This is a genomic window from Teredinibacter turnerae T7901, assembly GCF_000023025.1.
Classification (GTDB): Bacteria; Pseudomonadota; Gammaproteobacteria; order Pseudomonadales; family Cellvibrionaceae; genus Teredinibacter; species Teredinibacter turnerae_B.
In genome coordinates this window covers 2,130,937-2,147,265 of sequence record NC_012997.1, presented here as the reverse complement: position 1 = coordinate 2,147,265, position 16,329 = coordinate 2,130,937, and the positions used below count along the sequence as shown (strand labels likewise).

At 49.5% G+C, this 16,329-nt stretch carries 15 protein-coding genes; 8 read left to right on the top strand and 7 right to left on the bottom strand.

What is annotated here, in order from left to right:
* The first annotated feature begins 284 nt into the window (after positions 1–284).
* Genes xdhA through TERTU_RS09160 form a run of 7 tightly spaced genes read left to right on the top strand, consistent with a single transcriptional unit; the run spans position 285 to position 8,373 of the window.
* A complete protein-coding gene (gene xdhA, locus TERTU_RS09190) occupies positions 285–1,739 on the top strand; it encodes a xanthine dehydrogenase small subunit (RefSeq protein ID WP_015818421.1) in 1,455 nt (484 codons plus the stop codon).
* Positions 1,732–4,086, top strand: a complete 2,355-nt coding sequence (gene xdhB, locus TERTU_RS09185; RefSeq protein ID WP_015819784.1) for a xanthine dehydrogenase molybdopterin binding subunit — start codon at positions 1,732–1,734, stop codon at positions 4,084–4,086. The genes xdhA and xdhB overlap by 8 nt, the downstream gene beginning before the upstream one ends.
* Complete coding sequence (xdhC, locus tag TERTU_RS09180) at positions 4,086–4,928, top strand: xanthine dehydrogenase accessory protein XdhC (protein ID WP_015818730.1); 843 nt, start codon at positions 4,086–4,088, stop codon at positions 4,926–4,928. The genes xdhB and xdhC overlap by 1 nt, the downstream gene beginning before the upstream one ends.
* Positions 4,929–4,931: 3 nt before the next feature.
* Positions 4,932–5,423 carry a 2-oxo-4-hydroxy-4-carboxy-5-ureidoimidazoline decarboxylase gene (gene uraD, locus TERTU_RS09175; RefSeq protein WP_015820949.1) on the top strand — a complete coding sequence of 164 codons (492 nt, stop codon included), beginning with the start codon at positions 4,932–4,934 and terminating at the stop codon, positions 5,421–5,423.
* Positions 5,420–5,764, top strand: coding sequence for a hydroxyisourate hydrolase (gene uraH / locus TERTU_RS09170; protein ID WP_015818861.1), 345 nt, complete (start codon positions 5,420–5,422; stop codon positions 5,762–5,764). Before uraD ends, uraH begins: the two co-directional genes overlap by 4 nt.
* Positions 5,764–7,062 (top strand): guanine deaminase, encoded by a 1,299-nt coding sequence (gene guaD / locus TERTU_RS09165; protein WP_015819903.1) that lies wholly within the window; start codon positions 5,764–5,766, stop codon positions 7,060–7,062. Before uraH ends, guaD begins: the two co-directional genes overlap by 1 nt.
* 15 nt (positions 7,063–7,077) lie before the next feature.
* The gene (locus TERTU_RS09160; protein ID WP_015820501.1) at positions 7,078–8,373 is read left to right on the top strand and encodes a urate hydroxylase PuuD; all 1,296 of its coding nucleotides are present in this window, start codon (positions 7,078–7,080) and stop codon (positions 8,371–8,373) included.
* A gap of 66 nt (positions 8,374–8,439) precedes the next feature.
* On the opposite strand, the gene TERTU_RS09155 is transcribed toward TERTU_RS09160, so the two are convergent.
* From TERTU_RS09155 to tmpT, 5 genes are all read right to left on the bottom strand, one after another.
* A complete protein-coding gene (locus TERTU_RS09155; protein WP_015817182.1) occupies positions 8,440–9,111 on the bottom strand; it encodes a hypothetical protein in 672 nt (223 codons plus the stop codon).
* A 217-nt stretch (positions 9,112–9,328) separates the two neighbouring features.
* A complete protein-coding gene (locus tag TERTU_RS09150; protein WP_015820572.1) occupies positions 9,329–10,360 on the bottom strand; it encodes a hypothetical protein in 1,032 nt (343 codons plus the stop codon).
* Positions 10,361–10,794: 434 nt separating this feature from the next.
* Entirely contained in the window at positions 10,795–12,225 is a 1,431-nt protein-coding gene (locus TERTU_RS09145) for a hypothetical protein (protein ID WP_228378295.1), read from the bottom strand.
* 211 nt (positions 12,226–12,436) lie between these two features.
* Complete coding sequence (locus TERTU_RS09140; RefSeq protein ID WP_015817568.1) at positions 12,437–13,249, bottom strand: sulfite exporter TauE/SafE family protein; 813 nt, start codon at positions 13,247–13,249, stop codon at positions 12,437–12,439.
* Positions 13,246–13,890 carry a thiopurine S-methyltransferase gene (gene tmpT / locus TERTU_RS09135; RefSeq protein ID WP_015817540.1) on the bottom strand — a complete coding sequence of 215 codons (645 nt, stop codon included), beginning with the start codon at positions 13,888–13,890 and terminating at the stop codon, positions 13,246–13,248. The genes TERTU_RS09140 and tmpT overlap by 4 nt, the downstream gene beginning before the upstream one ends.
* Before the next feature lie 99 nt (positions 13,891–13,989).
* Here tmpT and TERTU_RS09130 point away from each other — a divergent pair, with 99 nt between their 5' ends.
* Positions 13,990–14,394, top strand: coding sequence for a helix-turn-helix domain-containing protein (locus TERTU_RS09130; RefSeq protein ID WP_015818322.1), 405 nt, complete (start codon positions 13,990–13,992; stop codon positions 14,392–14,394).
* A 49-nt stretch (positions 14,395–14,443) separates the two neighbouring features.
* On the opposite strand, the gene TERTU_RS09125 is transcribed toward TERTU_RS09130, so the two are convergent.
* Positions 14,444–14,980 (bottom strand): MOSC domain-containing protein, encoded by a 537-nt coding sequence (locus tag TERTU_RS09125; RefSeq protein ID WP_015818753.1) that lies wholly within the window; start codon positions 14,978–14,980, stop codon positions 14,444–14,446.
* Between the two features lie 174 nt (positions 14,981–15,154).
* Positions 15,155–16,228 carry a CobW family GTP-binding protein gene (locus tag TERTU_RS09120; RefSeq protein ID WP_015818762.1) on the bottom strand — a complete coding sequence of 358 codons (1,074 nt, stop codon included), beginning with the start codon at positions 16,226–16,228 and terminating at the stop codon, positions 15,155–15,157.
* Positions 16,229–16,329: the final 101 nt, after the last annotated feature.

Sequence of the window (16,329 nt, the reverse complement as noted above, 5' to 3'; positions counted from 1 at the left end):
ATGTGTGCGCATCCAACTCACCTTTTCACCAGATTTGACCACTAGGACAAATAAATGTCAGCCGCGGATTCTGTACGCAAATCGCCGATTTTCTTCAAGCATGTTCTGTTTTAAGCACAAATAACAGTAAATCAAACACACTGTCGCCGCTTAGAGACGCCCCCAAAAGTAGCGCCATAGCACTCCTTTGCAAGAACCTGACCGAATGGCCAGCTTTTTGCAAAATGGCCAACACACTAGCCCGACTCATGTTCAGGTGTGGCGGGAATGATTGAGGAACCTCTGTGAAGTTTGTGTTGAACCAAGAGTTGGTTACTGTCGAATTAGAAGATGCTTCGACCACTGTTTTAAGCTACCTGCGCACACAAAAGCGCAGTGTCGGCACCAAAGAAGGCTGCGCATCGGGTGACTGTGGTGCCTGCACCTGCCTTGTTGGCGAATTGGAAAAAGACACGGTGAACTACCACACCATCAACAGTTGTATTACCCCGCTGGGCGCAATCGCTGGCAAACATCTGGTCACAGTCGAGCATCTAGCGCAAGAGCAGATTCATCCAGTACAGGCCGCGATGGTTAAATACCATGGTTCACAGTGCGGCTTTTGTACGCCCGGTTTTGTCATGTCGCTTACCGCGTTTCACAATGCGTTGTTCACCAATGCCGACATCACTCACCAGCAGCCGACACGAGAGGACGTCAGTAGCGCAGTTGCAGGTAATCTCTGCCGCTGCACTGGCTACCGCCCTATTTTGGATGCCGGCATGGCCGCTTGCCAATCACCGGCGCCTCAACTGCACAACAGCGAAGTCCGACACTGGCTAGAAAACCTCGATGCCCTGGACGATACACCCTACTACGCGCCACAGACGCTTGCTGAGTGGAGCGAGTTAAAAAGCGCCTTTCCTGCAGCGCGAGCCATCGCTGGCGGAACGGATCTTATGCTTGAAGTGACACAGCACTACCGCGATATTCCACAACTTATCGACGTTACCCAGATACGCGAACTGCGGGTTTTTGACCTCACCGATAAAAAACTCGTACTTGGCGCAGGGTTGAGCTATACCCAGTTGGCCGAACGTTGTTCGTCTGTATTCCCGGCACTCACGGCATTTATGCCACGGCTGGCTTCTCCGCAAATTCGCAATCGCGGAACCCTGGGCGGCAATATTGCCAACGCCTCCCCAATCGCTGACACACCGCCCATATTACTTGCGATGGATGCGACTATTGAACTCAATAATGCCGCCTATCAACGCAGGACCTTGCCGCTGGACGAATTCTATCTTGGCTATAAACAAACACAGCTAGCTAAGAATGAACTACTGGTAAGTGTCAGAATACCGGTCGCCGCACTCACCCACTTTCATCGCTTTTATAAAGTCAGTAAACGCTATGAAGACGATATTTCTGCGGTGATGGGAGCGTTTCGATTTCACATCGAAAATGGTGTATTCAAAGAAGCGCGTATTGCGTACGGCGGCGTGGCGGCTACGCCTCTGCGGGTAAAATCCGCAGAAGCTGCGTTGATTGATCAGACAATGGATAACGAAAACGCGCTGGCGAACGCGCTCCAGAACCTCGCCGACACATTGGAACCCCTTTCTGACGTGCGTGCATCAGCGGGCTACCGGCTTACCATCGCGATGAATTTATTGCGCAAAGCCTGGCTCGAGGCCAACGGTGAACACCTCCCAGACCTCCACACCACCGCGTATTCAGGGGAAGTTGGCTATGCGTAAACTTCCTAAAAGCTGGCCAGCCGACCAGGCCACAACAAGTAAAGCTGCCATCGCCCACGAATCCGCTCAAAAGCAAGTGACCGGGGAAGCGGTTTACGTCGATGACATACCTGAATGGCCGAACCAGCTGCATGTGGCAACCGGGCAGTCGACCATTGCCCATGGCAATATTCGCCGCATAGACCTAAGTGCCGTGCGCAGCGCGCCAGGGGTTGTGGATGTAATTGTGCAACAGGATATCCCCGGCGACCCCGATATTTCTCCGGTGTTCACCGGAGATCTGCTGTTAGCTGGTGAACAGGTTAATTATATAGGCCAGCCAATATTTGCTGTTGCGGCAACCAGCTTTCGCGCAGCGCAACAGGCCGTAGCGCTGGCGGAGATTGAGCTCGAACCACTCCAACCGAGGCTTACTGCCGAGGATGCACTGGCCCACGAAGATTTTGTGTTGGCCACGCATAGTATTGCGATGGGAGACGTCGAGGCCGCGCTGGCAAATGCTCCGAACCGCCTGCAAAAATCCATGTCGATTCGCGGTCAGGAACATTTTTATCTGGAGGGACAAATATCTCTGGCGGTGCCGCAGGAAGACGGCGGTATGCACGTTTTTTCGTCGTCGCAACATCCGTCCGAAGTGCAAAAGCTGGTCGCACACGTATTGGGTGTACCACTGAATTTGGTTACCGCCGAGGTCAGGCGCATGGGGGGCGGCTTCGGCGGTAAAGAATCACAATCTGCTGCCTTAGCATGCATGGCAGCGGTGTTTGCCGCACGCAACCAGCGCCCGGTGAAATACCGTATGCCCCGCAAAGACGACATGGTACAAACGGGAAAGCGCCACGATTTTTGGAACCAGTATGATGTGGGCTTCAGCGAAGATGGTCGTATTCTCGGCGCTCGCATGATTCTCGCAGGCAAGTGCGGATGCACCGCCGACTTGTCCGATGGCATTGTTGATCGCGCCATGTTTCATGCGGACAACGCCTACAGCCTCAACGCTGCGGAAATTACCGGATATCGTTGTCGCACCAACACCGTCTCCAACACGGCGTTTCGCGGGTTCGGCGGCCCAAAATCCATGGTCACCACTGAAGCGACTATAGAAACCATCGCCCATCGCCTGGGTTTGGACGCCCTGGATGTACGCAAACGCAACCTCTACTGCGCGGAACAGGACGAAACCCCCTACGGGCAAAAAGTCGAGCAACATGTGTTACCAGAACTGATCGAGCAGTTGGAATCCCAATCGGATTACCGCGCTCGCCGGCAAGCTGTTAAGCAATTCAATAATGCCTGTCGCTGGCAAAAGAAGGGCCTGGCCCTAACCCCGGTTAAATTCGGTATTTCGTTTACGTCGAAGCATCTAAATCAGGCTGGTGCGCTGGTTCATATTTTTCTGGACGGCAGCGTAATGGTGAACCATGGCGGCACTGAAATGGGCCAAGGACTATTTACCAAAGTGGCCCAAATTGTCGCACGAGGCCTGGGCATCTCTGTCAGCCGAATTCGCCCCAGTGCGACGCGCACGGACAAAGTTCCCAACACCGCGCCGACGGCAGCATCGGCAGGTACCGATATGAACGGCATGGCGGCCCTGGACGCGGTGAACAAAATTAAAAGCGCGCTGTTTGAATTTGCCGGTGAGCATTACCGCGTCCCCGTTGCCGACATATCGCTAAAAGACGATTGCCTTTGGTTAAAAGACCGCACAATCCCCTTTGAGGAACTGGTCAAAATAGCCTATATGAACCGCATCCCCCTGTGGTCGAGCGGATTTTATAAGACCCCCAAAATTGGTTACGACCGCAGCACAGGTAAAGGCCGCCCGTTCTATTATTTCTCCAACGGGGCCGCCGTATCAGAAGTTGTTGTTGATATGCTTACTGGCGAATACAAAGTTATTCGCGTCGACATACTGCACGACGTTGGTCACTCGTTAAACCCGGCGATTGATATCGGCCAGATCGAGGGTGGCTTTATTCAGGGAATGGGCTGGCTGACTACCGAGGAACTGCTGTGGGACGAGCATGGCCGTATTATTTCCAACAGTCCGGCGAATTACAAAATCCCGACTGCGCACGATGTACCGGAAATTTTCAATGTTGCCCTCTTCGACCGTCCCAATACCGAAGAGACGGCATACCACTCGAAAGCTGTTGGCGAACCCCCTCTTATGCTGGCGATCTCGGTTTGGTGCGCGCTACTCGACGCCTGTGCAAGCGTGAGCGAGTACGCGTTTACACCAGATCTGAACGCACCGGCGACACCAGAACAGGTACTAAACGCAATTCAAGCAGCGCAGGCCTATAACGCTGAGCAATCGGCGAATACCGAGGAAAGCTGCTAATGACGACGCACTTGCAATGGCACCAGGCAATTCCCCTGTGTGAACGCGCGAACCAACCCTGGGCAATCGCCACGGTGCTGGGAGTACGCGGGTCCACCCCGCGTGACGCGGGTACTAAAATGGTTATTACCGCCACAGAAACCTATGATACGGTCGGCGGCGGCAAACTCGAATGGCTCATCATTAACAAAGCTCGCGAACTGTTCGGCACCGGTAAACCTGAGCAACACACAGAACAACTCGTCCTCGGCCAAAACACGCAACAATGCTGCGGTGGCGCGGTTACGCTTTTGCTGGAAACCTTTATCCCGGCAAAAAATACGCTCCATATTTTTGGAGCCGGTCATGTAGCACATGCGCTTCTAAAAATAGTGGGCGAACTGGACCTTCGAGTTCATTGGATCGACAATCGACCAGAACAGTTTCCTTCTGTGTTACCAATAAATACGCAAAGTCATGTGTATCCGAACCCAGTGCAACATATCGAGATAATGCAACCCCAGGCCATGGCCCTGGTACTCACCCATGATCACAGCCTGGATTATCAGCTTTGCACAGCACTCCTGGACAGAGGAGACTGCCGCTATATCGGCTTAATTGGTTCGCGCACTAAATCCCTTCGCTTTAAAAAGCGACTCCAAAGTGATGCATTTAGCACAGATGCCATAAATGCGCTCAACTGCCCGGTAGGGCTTGATTCTGTGCCGGGTAAGCAGCCGATGGAAGTTGCGGTGTCTATTGCTGGCCAAATTATTCAGCAGCTGTACTGTTTGCCGGAGCCGGCAACGAAAAAGAACAACCGCGTAAGCTGGCAACAATTGGTCGACGAACTTGCGGAGTAAGTCATGACGCTGGATGAACTAAACGCATTGCCGGAAAATGCTGCACGCGACCTTTTTCTTCTGCAATGCCACGCACGTTTTTGGGCGCACCATATGGCGGCAGCGCGGCCATTTTCGTCGCAGCGGGATGTGCTGGACACCGCGGAAAGCCTGTGGCGTCAGGCAGAGGAGTCTGACGTGCTGGAAGCGTTTGCGGGTCATGCGGAAATTGGTGATCTTCACGCGCTGCGCAACAAATTCGCAGCTGCTGAACAGGGCCAGGTAAGCGTTGCCAGTGACGAAACACTACGCCAGCTACAATTAAAAAATCGTGAATATAAGGCAAAGTTCGGGTTTATATTTATTGTCTGTGCAACCGGCAAGCCCGCAGATGAAATGCTTGCTCTGCTAAAGGCGCGCCTGCCGAATGCGCGAGAGACCGAACTTCGTAAAGGTGCCGCAGAGCAGGCAAAAATCACTCAAATTCGCTTAAAAAAACTTTTGGATATCGTATGACCTCGCCTCAAAGAGCGCCGATTACTACACACATTCTCAACCTGGACACAGGTACACCTGCAGAGGGTGTCGGCGTTATGCTTATCAATCCCGCAGGAGAAACGACGACACAGGGCGAAACCGACAAGGATGGCAGAATCATGCTGTGGCCGGACGCATTTGCACTGAGTGACGGGATCTGGCAACTCAAATTCAATACCAAAGCCTGGTTCGATCGCGAAAACAAATCGAGTTTCTTTAGTGAGGTGACATTGGCATTTAATGTCGACGCATCCCAGCCCCACTATCACGTCCCATTGCTGCTGAACGCATTTGGCTATAGCACCTACCGAGGTTCTTGATGGCCTCGCTAATATTACGTACCCGGGTTGCGCGCTTTAAATCTGACGCTGGTGCAAATCCCAACACTTGCTTCGACTATCTTGATGATGCGGTGGTTGAGGTTGCAAACGGCAAGATTACGCAAGTTGAAAGTGCCCAAATTCTCGCAGAGCAAGGTTACGATTTAAGCCGGTGTGAGCACCTGCCAAACCGCTTGCTCATGGCAGGATTTATTGATGCGCATGTTCACGCGCCGCAATTGGATGTGATGGGAGCCTACGGCGAGCAGCTACTCGACTGGCTCGACAAGTACACATTTCCGGCGGAACTCAAATTCGCAGAGCCAGACTATTCCGCACAGCAAACTGCGCGTTTTCTCGCCCAACTGCATGCCCACGGCACTACCACAGCAATGGTCTACACTACCAGCTTTGCGCATTCCACAGAGCATTTGTTCCAGCAGGCAGCCGAGTGCAATATGCGGTTATTAGCGGGTAAAGTGTGGATGGACCGCAACGCTCCAACAGCGCTACTGGATACTGCGGAATCGGCGTTTAACGATAGCCGTAACCTCATCGATAAATGGCACGGTTTCCAAAGGTTGGGTTATGTACTCACACCGCGCTTTGCAGGTACATCGACACCACAACAATTGCGCTCTGCAAAGGAATTAGTAGCAGCCTATCCTGACGTGTGGATTCAAACCCACCTGAGTGAAAACCAGGCGGAAGTCGAATGGACCAAAACATTATTCCCAGAAGCAAAAGATTATTTACACACCTACGAGCAATTTAATCTGGTAACGGAAAAAACACTTTTCGCGCATTGCATTCACCTGACACCCAGTGAAACGGATCGAATCGCAGCCTCCGGTGCCGGCATCGCTTTTTGCCCATCATCAAACCTGTTTCTGGGTAGCGGTTTAATGAATTATTCGAGCATCAAAGCGCACCAGATTCCGGTTGCCCTGTGCTCAGATATTGGTGCAGGTACAAGCCTTTCCCCTTTCGTCACCATGGGCGATGCTTACAAAGTATGCCAGCTGCAGAATTACCCACTCACCGCACTCGAAGCATTTTACCTTGCCAGCTTGGGGGCAGCGAGAACACTCCATCTTGGCGACAAAATTGGTAGTGTTGATGCGGGTTTTGAGGCGGATTTTATTTTGATTAATAGTGAAGGCCACCCCTATATTCATCAACGTATCGCCAGTTGTAAAAGCATAGAAGAAGAACTTTTTGTCTATATGACCTGTGGCGACGATCGTCTTATCGAGCGTACGTATATTGCAGGCCAGCCCATTTACACCCAGCAATAAATATTCGGAGTTTCTGTGGACGCACTTTTACTAGACTGGCTCAGCTTGCTGTTGCGCTGGCTGCATGTGATAACGGCCATCGCCTGGATCGGTGCATCTTTTTATTTTGTCTGGCTGGACAACAGCCTGGAAACGCCGCCGGAATGGAAGAAAGAAAAAGGCGTTTCCGGAGATCTCTGGGCATTCCATGGTGGAGGAATTTACGAAGTCGCAAAGTATTCTCTGGCGCCGCCGACGATGCCAACAACATTGCACTGGTTTAAATGGGAAGCATATTCCACTTGGCTGACGGGAACCCTACTGCTGATTGCGGTTTACTATTTCAGAGCAGAGTACTATCTGGTTGGGCCAAACAATCTAGTCGCCAGCCCTGCCCTGGCGATCTCAGCTAGTGTGCTTTACCTTGTATCAGGGTTAGCTGTTTACGAATTACTGGTACGTTGGATTGCCCCGAAAAATACCCGGCTCTTCATCGCGCTGCTCTACAGCTATGTGGTATTCAGTTGTTGGCTTGCACCACAATTATTTTCGGATAGAGCTGCATTTATTCATGTCGGAGCTCTGCTGGCAACGATCATGGCGGCCAACGTGTTCTTGGGCATCATGCCCGCACAGCGTGGATTTATGCGCGCGGTGGACGCAGGTAAAACACCCGATAAAGCGCCCATGCTCGCAGCTAAAACCCGCTCGATTCACAACAATTATTTCACTCTGCCGGTCATTTTTTGCATGATCAGCAATCACTACGCGTTTCTCTATGGGCACCCCTACAACTGGTTGATCCTGATCGCACTTCTTACGATTACTGCTTATGCGCGGCATTTCTTCAATTTACGCCATCGGGGTATCATCAAGCCAAGCATTTTAATTCTCGCTATAGTCGCCACCTTGGCCGTCGCTGCGGCAATGCAAATTGGAAAAAACCAGAAACTAAAACAGTCCGGCGGAGAAAATGGCCAGCCTTCAGAGACAATCGTTTTACCAAGCGTCGCTGATCAAGTCGAGACAGATCAAATTCAAGCAAAACGCGAACAGGCCGAATCGACCAAAGCGCGAGAACCTGTTACCAACGAGCAAATAACAGAACTTACAAACCAACACTGCAGTGGCTGCCACGCCATACATCCGTCCAACCCTGCGTTCGCTGCAGCACCTGCGGGAATACTTCTGGAAACGACGGATCAACTGTTGACGAGCAAACAGAAAATTATACCTGCAGTCCAGTCCGGCTATATGCCTCTAGGAAATATGACTGGCATGACCCAAAAGGAGCGAGAGACACTGTTAGAGTGGCTGGCTCAAACTCAGTAGGTATCATCGCAACTTGAGTGAAAGACAAAATCGACTCTCGAGTGAATAAAACTAATACTCAAAATGTCATTCTGCGCGAGGATTCTCTAGGTTTTTAACAAATCGGGTACGCGCCTGCACGCGAACCTCTGACAGAGAAAATTCACTGGATACCGTGTATGGCTCGTCAGGCAGCTCTACGACTATACGTAAAGCTTTAACATGTTCAATATTGAAAGCCGGATCGCTATTTGAACCTACACCATGCCGTCGGAACCGGTAACTAAACTCCATGGGGCGGTCGAAAGCCAAATTTGCCGTGTCTATACTGCGAAGATCAACCACCCGGTCACGGTTGTCAACCAACTGCACTTTCACGGCGACTGCCATACCCTCAAAATCTGCTGGCAGCGAGTAGCAAAAACTCACACGCCCGCCCACGAGATTGGGAAACCATTCAAACTGGTGCTCAATCGCCTCGCTCCTACCGCCAGTATTGGCGTTGCTATAACTCGTACGCACATTGCTCGAAACACCGTTCCAAGAAGCAGAAATAACATTTCCAATAACACTACTCCAGCGGGCCGAATCGAGCATAAAATCAACCAGGCCACTGTCCTCAGGTAAATTCTGCACATTCCCCAAGCCGACAACAATATTGTCATAGGCAATTTCGCCCGGTGCTAGAGGTAATAGCCCACGAGAATGAATGCTGACGCCGAGCTTTTCAACGTGCTTTGGGTTAAAACCGATGTCCATGTAGTCATGCGTGGCTATACCATATAATAAATTTATTTTTTATTTCTAATCAGCGTGCTTTTACGCGATTCATGGCCAATAAATCGGTGGGGCGCCCCATTGGCGCCATATTTATGCATAACGACTTTTAGATTAGAGAGGCCAGCATATTTAATTCGCTGGTCACGGTTACTCATTCGTTGCGCGACTGTGTAGTCGTAGTTTTTTCTTTGCTCATTTACAAATTGCTTTTTACTAGCTCCTTAGCGTCGAGCAAATTACCCTTGGGCAAAAGAGTGTGGAAAGGATTGCCTGCACTAACAATATTCTTTTCTACCAGCGATTCTAATTCATCATATAAGTCGAATTCTTGCGCAACAGTTTGTTTTCTGACCCAAGCAGAAAGCAACGCATCTAGCTCGCATTCAGAACTGCTTTTTTTGGATGTAGAGTTTATAACTCCCTTTCCCGCTATAGAGCTTGCACATTTAGGCATTTCCGCACTCCCAGAACCACTAATAGAGATAAGCCTATCTATTATTTCATTGTATCGCTTTATACGGCTAGCCATGCTCGAGAACAAGCTTTCATGGTTAATCATAGCTTCGGCGCGATACCTTTCCTCCAACTCTACAAAATAGTTATGGATAAACTCCCACTTATTGGTATTTACGTGAAAGTAATAACCACCCACGAAATGCATTACAAAAACCACCTCCGCAGTTAAAGCGCGAATATATACAGTTAGCACATGAGGACTGTTTGAATTCTCTTTTATCCAGTTTAGATGAACTGCAACCTCTATAAGTCTGTCATCAATATCGGCAAGCCAGGACAATGAGCCTTCATATTCAACATAATTAATATTATTATTTGGATATAGAAATCGGTAAACAGTCTCGAATGATTTCCTCGGAAGATTAACACGACGCTCTATTTCACCCATAATCCATTTTTTATGCTCAAAATAATTCGCGAAAGTATTTTGCTTTTCTGTGAGCGAGATTTGATGGGCAGTTTGTGCGCTCCTATGAAGCGTGGCAATAATAGCTAAAGCTGACAGCAAGGCAGCTAGCACTGCCAGAGGCGCCTTTAAAACAGTAAATAATAAATAATTTATCTCGGTTGCCTCGAAAGAATAGCGAACTTCAGTACTTTTAAGCACTAGAACTAAAAGCAGAAGCGGAATAATCACGGTCACCGTTCCCGCTAAAATAAATAAGGGGTTCTTAGACAATGGTACTTTAGGTTGTAAGCCAAAATTAAGCATAAGTGAGTCCGCTAAACGAGGTGGGATTAGTATAAGACCCAGGTCTGGTGTTTAATCACGGCATCCGAAACAACATAGAGATATATTGAGCGTTTGAACCCGCAACGTCTTTTCGCGAGCTGGCCCGACTGGTAAGCACAGATATTAAATTGTCAACCAGATTTAGTCTGATCCAAAAACTTACTTTGTGTTAGTCTCTTTAATTGTCGATATTGAGCGCCATAAATACAAGAATAACCACATGCAGCAATAGCCTAGACCAAACAAGGAACATGCTAAAACACTTAAGCCATATAAGGTTGGTATTTCTTCGATTGAACCATAAATTGCAATTGATTAAAACATATACAAAAAGAGAAATAATGAACATCGTGCTAACAGTTTAGTCTGCTTGCCACATATTGACCCATACAACATTATTATCATGAATTTAGCTAGCGATCGGCATTTGCGTGCTGAATGTTAGCGCTTATCCAATCCATTATTTTATCCTCGCCGGCCATATAGGACGCCCAAGTGTTTTCAACTTTTATATCGATTGGAAATGAGCCTACTTTCCGAAGAAGCACCTTGTTTGGGGGCCAACAGTCATCTAGCCAGCCGCAGCCTTTTTCCAGGTCTGTCCACGCTTTGGTGAGATATAGCTGAATTCCGCTGTACGGCAAAGTCGGGTAGTACCCTTCTGCACGGAATCGAAGCTTGTCCCCTACCTCACTGCCCACAACGGTTAATTGAGATGGCAAATAGCGCTTAAACTGTGTTGCCGAGATTAACCCCGCTGAAAACGTGTTAGGCCCAACAATTAAAAACAAACGGCCATTTTCGGGAACTCCTGCAACTACAGCTTTTACAATTGGCAATACCTTGGTGTAGTCGCCCCCACGATTGTAGCGGAAGTCGACAATAAGATTATTCGGCGCCTCCTCAGCGAGCATGCGTTCCAAACGCTGTTGCAGCTCATCCAGGGTTTCGGTTCTATCTGCAAAACTTGCGTTCATTCTTAAATAAACGGCGTTCTGCGACGGCAGTGAATGCAACAAATGATATTGGTCACTTTTTTGGAGATAAAGCGGTAGATCTGTACCTTTGTGCAGCAAGGTGAGCCAACCTTCGGTATCAAAACTGGTGTTATCGGGAAACGCATCCCGAAAATCCCAGAACGGATCACTGGGCATTGAACTCGCACTCGCTGTAACGCTTGATCTCATCTCCTGCCCAGCCAAAGTTGCAGTTACGAGCGCCACTGATTGCGACCGCTCTTCTCCAGAATCCAGTGGTTCCTCTGCTTCTACATCTACCGTCGCGCCCAAAACTGCCAATATGCTCGGTGAAGTAAATAGGGTTTCACTACGGTATTTAAGCCATGATTCCGTACCCCCGCCGACAAATTTGCGGGCACGAGGCACCAGCTTATCTGGGCTTACACCTCCCAGTTCGACAACTTTCTGGCCCAGAAGCGACGCGTATTCCGTGGTCGCCTTAACAATAATCAAATCCTCCCCGAGCCAATGAAATCGCACAGGAAGTCGGTACAACTTCGGCTTCAACACTGTGGTGTGGGCATTGTCAAACTGCGCCAATGCAGCTAATGCGATAACAGAAAGGTCATCAATTGTTTGCGGTGCCGGAAATTCTCTTATCACATTTTTGAAGCCGCTTATCTGAGCGGTAGTCGCGTCCTTTTCGTTATCTAAAACAACTTTTTGAAAATAGTCGAGATCCGATGTGAGCGAAGGTGAGCTGGGCAGAGGAGGCACTTTTGGGCTTTCCAGCATTTGCATGCCGCCACCCGACAAAAAAATTGCGCCAAGAACAATGTTAATCAGGATGTATACAACAAGAGCTTTCAACAAAAAGGCTTTCATATTTTTCGCCAGTAACAAATTTATTACTACCATAACTGACGATATGGAAACATACAATGCGCCAAATGTTTAACCGGAGTATTAGTGCCGAAAACCAAGTTTTTAATGGGCATCCACTCCGGATAACGCTTAACTTATAAAGCACTTTGCGTCGAACGCGGTCACGCTGGAACATGACTCACTATGCAATTCACTTATACCAATTGGTATATCACACACCGCCGCTTAGTGCAGTCGCGAGCATTTTAATACTCAGACAAACGCATACAACGGAAAATATTTTTTTAAGGATTTTATTTGGCAATTTATGAGCATGTCGCACGCCCACGGTCGTCAGGAGGATACTAAAAACCGAGACCATAACGAATGCAGGCAAGTATACATAACCCAGAACCCCGCTAACGTCAGTAAAGCGTTGCTCGCTCGCGGTGGCGTAGCCCCAGGTACCAGAAATGGCAATACACAAACCCATCGCTGCAGAAGATCCTATCGCCATTTTTAGAGGGATTTTGCGGTAGGTTAAAAATAAAATTGCGAGAAACCCGCCCCCCACCGCCGCCACAGCAGAAACCCCTCCAATAGCGGCCCCGGCAACCACTAACGTTTTTTTACCAATCTCTGGCTGTGCTGATGTAGGCTGCCAACCTACAAATGTCTGTAATGCAGCCAACAGCATAAATAGCGCAAAGAAAATACTGATGTAGACCGGGTTCCAATTCACTACCGAGTGAGCAACAAGGTAAGTCGCAGGAAATAAGCCAATCAGTAGCCATTTTACAACTCTCCAACGCACAGCGCCCTGGCGGTGGTGATTAAAGGTGCTCACTGCAGACGTTACCAACATACACGGAAAAGCAGTTGCGAGCGCCAGGTGCACCTCTGCACCCGGAGCGATACCTTGTGCGTTAAACAGGCTACTTAATACCGGCACAATCAGACCGCCACCCGCAACACCCAGCAACCCCGCCAGATAACCTACCGAAGCGCCTAACAGGGCGTAGCTGAGCAGCCACTCCCCGCTCACGAATTGATGTTCCGGCTGAGCTTCCAGACTGATTCCGTTGCCGCAATACGCCCTTTTAAACCACCTGCAACAGCTTTGCGCTCCAAACATTGCAATTGATAGCGAGTGCCATAACATTTCTGTACCGCTGATTCAGGAACGGAAAACGGTGGCCCTTGATGAAGGCTTTGATCATATTCAAAGGTGACAAGTAACTGCGTGGCACAATTACTTAGTTCGATCAGCTTGCCTGCATACTCGAGGCGCATAGACTCTGGCAGTGCCACTAGCGCTGCACGATCATAAATTGCGGTAATTACTCCCAGCCACGCTTTATTTAAGTTAAAAATATCGCCCACCCAAATCGCAATATTTTCCGCACTGTAAAGCTTAAAATTTTCCACATCGCTCACTGACGGTTCAATATCGAGCGAAACAAAAAGCTCCTGTACTGCGATCTCACTCAGCTCGACACCAATCACACTCACACCCTGTGATAGCAGCCACCCCAAATCCAACGATTTGCCGCAAAGAGGTACAAATACGCTACCACCCGCGGCCGAGAGTGCATGCCAATGATCGGTGAGCGCCGGATTAACCACTGATTCGTGAAAACCGATTTCACGTTTTTTCCATTTCTCATGCCAAAAACTCGCTTTCATATTCTTCCCACCCAAGGTTAGTCACAGGTTATTGCAAAAAATCTTCAGATAGCTTACAAATTAAAGCGAGCTTTAAGTCAAGTAAAGGTGTGACAATTTATGGACATTGGTGAAGTCGCAAAAGCTACCGGCTTGCCGCCCTCCACACTGCGCTATTACGAGGAAAGAGGTTTGATCCAACCCTGTGGCCGCAATGGTCTGCGCCGCGTTTACCAACGGTCGGTGTTAGACAAATTGGCGCTAATCACCCTTGGGCGGCGCGCAGGATTTTCGCTCGATGAAATCGCAGAAATGCAAACCAACTCAGAAGGCGGCATAGATCGGGAACGCCTTCTACAGAAAGCTGCGGAAATCGACGCTTCCATTAAAGAGCTCTGCGCTATTCGCGATGGATTAAGGCATGCCGCGGCCTGTAAGGCACCAAGTCACAGCGAATGCAATACGTTTCAACGGCTACTCAAGTTAGCAACCAAGCAGCAACAAAAAACGCGAGGACGAAGTTAAAGGTGATGTACCAGCGCGACCGGCGTGGGGCAAAAAGCATTAACCGGGACTAAACCCGCTCAAGTTTTCGATGAGGCAAATCCGGCAGTTTGACTGCGATTGAATCTCCAACTCTGACACAACCACCGTTTTCGACAACCGCCATCACACCCGCTTTACGAATCAGCGTGCCGTCTTCAGCACGATCCAGCACTGCTGCGGTGAGCCCTTGTTGGTAGTTATCCAATTGCGCGCATGGATTGCGCAGCCCAGTTATGCGAACACGCACCGTATCGCCTAGGGCGAGCACTGTGTCTGCAGGCAAATCTAAAAGTTCAATGCCGCGGGTTAACACATTCTCGCCAAGTGTTCCCGGAGCAACCGCAAATCCGACGGAGCACAGTTCGTCTAAGAGTTCACTGTGAATCAAATGTACCTGGCGCAGGTTTGGCTGAGTAGGGTCCACACGCACCCGCGAGCGGTGCTTTACCGTAGTACCGCAGTGGGCGTCACCCTCCACACCCAATCCAGCAAGGAAAGTTAGAGAGTCGCAGCATTCTTTGGAGAAAGAATGCTGCGCTGACTTACAGAGCGCAAGTATCTTCACGGCGATTATTCCTCAGGTTGGCAGGCTGGAAAGTAGAGACTGGCTACACGAACAGATACACAACAAAAGAACATTCGATGTGCCAGACCGAGACGGCAAGAACAGAGTAGCAATTCAAGTCAGGTTTAAGTCAAGTGCCCTCCTCTTACGTGCGTGTTGAAAACCGCCGTACGTTTAACCTGAGCTACGCAAACATGCGAGCAGATCAGCTTCCCATTGCGGGACAATATCGTTCGCCTCACTATTGGCAGCATCACGATTCGCGAGAATGACTTCAACACGACTTTCAAGGCAATCGTCCAACACCATTTCGGTTAATGCATCACCACTAAAATTGTAACCAAATACACCTTTAGATGTGATAAACACACCCTTTAAGCGCTCGACCTCCAACCCGCACAACCAGCTGTATAGCCTGGCGTAATCGAAGACTTTTTCAGCCGCAAAACGCCAACCAACACTTCTATGCCCAACGCCAGAATTGTCAGCCCTGAGTACACCAGACTCTGGCAGCGGCATAGGTTCAAAATTCTCGCCCCCGTGATGGTGACCCTCGCCTGCGGCTGCCGCGATAAATCGAGCTGAGAGGGATTCACCCGACAATAACGCCAGGTTAAGATTCCCATGCGCAACACCGAGAACGGGCACGCTCGCGCGATTGCGGCTCACAACGTAATCTTTTAGCCCTTCCAGCTCGCCACCAGCGTATTGATCCTGCTTACTAGCAACGACAACGTCAGCAATATCGATTTGTTGATTAAATATATCGTGCTCGGTGTAGCGCCTATCGGCAATTTTTCTAGCGTCCACCAGCGTAATACATTTTTGCACGGCGAGCAGGTCTTTGTTGTGGTTTGCCATTAGTACCTGTAACACTTCCTTCGGGTGCCCAAGCCCGGTGGGCTCAATCAAAAGACGGTCCGGCTTTGCTTTGCGCAGCAGTTGGGTAAGCGCAATTTGCATGGGCAAACCGGCGGCACAACACATACAGCCCCCGGGGACTTCACGCACAAATACATCTGCGTCATTCGCCTGCTGCCCCTCAATCAGAGCGCCATCCACACCTATCTCACCGAACTCGTTCACCAAAACCGCCCAACGTTCGGCAGCAGGCTTATTCTTTAACAAATTAAGTATAACCGTGGTTTTTCCTGCACCAAGAAAACCTGTGATGATGTTGGTAGGTACTGAGTGTATAGGCTGAGTCGGTGCGACTGGCGGCAAGTTAGCAACGGTAGGAGTATTCATTGATAATTTTACGCATTCCGGGGGTTAAATTTGTGAGCTGACAGCGGAAATAATAGCGGGCCTGATACTACGCTAACCTGCGTGAGCAAAACCGCCAACTG

Excerpts from the sequence above, each read along its gene's own strand:
- tmpT (WP_015817540.1), bottom strand. The coding sequence starts at position 13,890 with ATGAAAGCGAGTTTTTGGCATGAGAAATGGAAAAAACGTGAAATCGGT.
- TERTU_RS09145 (WP_228378295.1), bottom strand. The coding sequence starts at position 12,225 with ATGAAAGCCTTTTTGTTGAAAGCTCTTGTTGTATACATCCTGATTAAC.
- guaD (WP_015819903.1), top strand. The coding sequence starts at position 5,764 with ATGGCCTCGCTAATATTACGTACCCGGGTTGCGCGCTTTAAATCTGAC.
- xdhC (WP_015818730.1), top strand. The coding sequence starts at position 4,086 with ATGACGACGCACTTGCAATGGCACCAGGCAATTCCCCTGTGTGAACGC.
- TERTU_RS09150 (WP_015820572.1), bottom strand. The coding sequence starts at position 10,360 with ATGCTTAATTTTGGCTTACAACCTAAAGTACCATTGTCTAAGAACCCC.
- uraD (WP_015820949.1), top strand. The coding sequence starts at position 4,932 with ATGACGCTGGATGAACTAAACGCATTGCCGGAAAATGCTGCACGCGAC.
- TERTU_RS09120 (WP_015818762.1), bottom strand. The coding sequence starts at position 16,228 with ATGAATACTCCTACCGTTGCTAACTTGCCGCCAGTCGCACCGACTCAG.
- xdhB (WP_015819784.1), top strand. The coding sequence starts at position 1,732 with ATGCGTAAACTTCCTAAAAGCTGGCCAGCCGACCAGGCCACAACAAGT.
- uraH (WP_015818861.1), top strand. The coding sequence starts at position 5,420 with ATGACCTCGCCTCAAAGAGCGCCGATTACTACACACATTCTCAACCTG.
- TERTU_RS09130 (WP_015818322.1), top strand. The coding sequence starts at position 13,990 with ATGGACATTGGTGAAGTCGCAAAAGCTACCGGCTTGCCGCCCTCCACA.
- TERTU_RS09155 (WP_015817182.1), bottom strand. The coding sequence starts at position 9,111 with ATGGACATCGGTTTTAACCCAAAGCACGTTGAAAAGCTCGGCGTCAGC.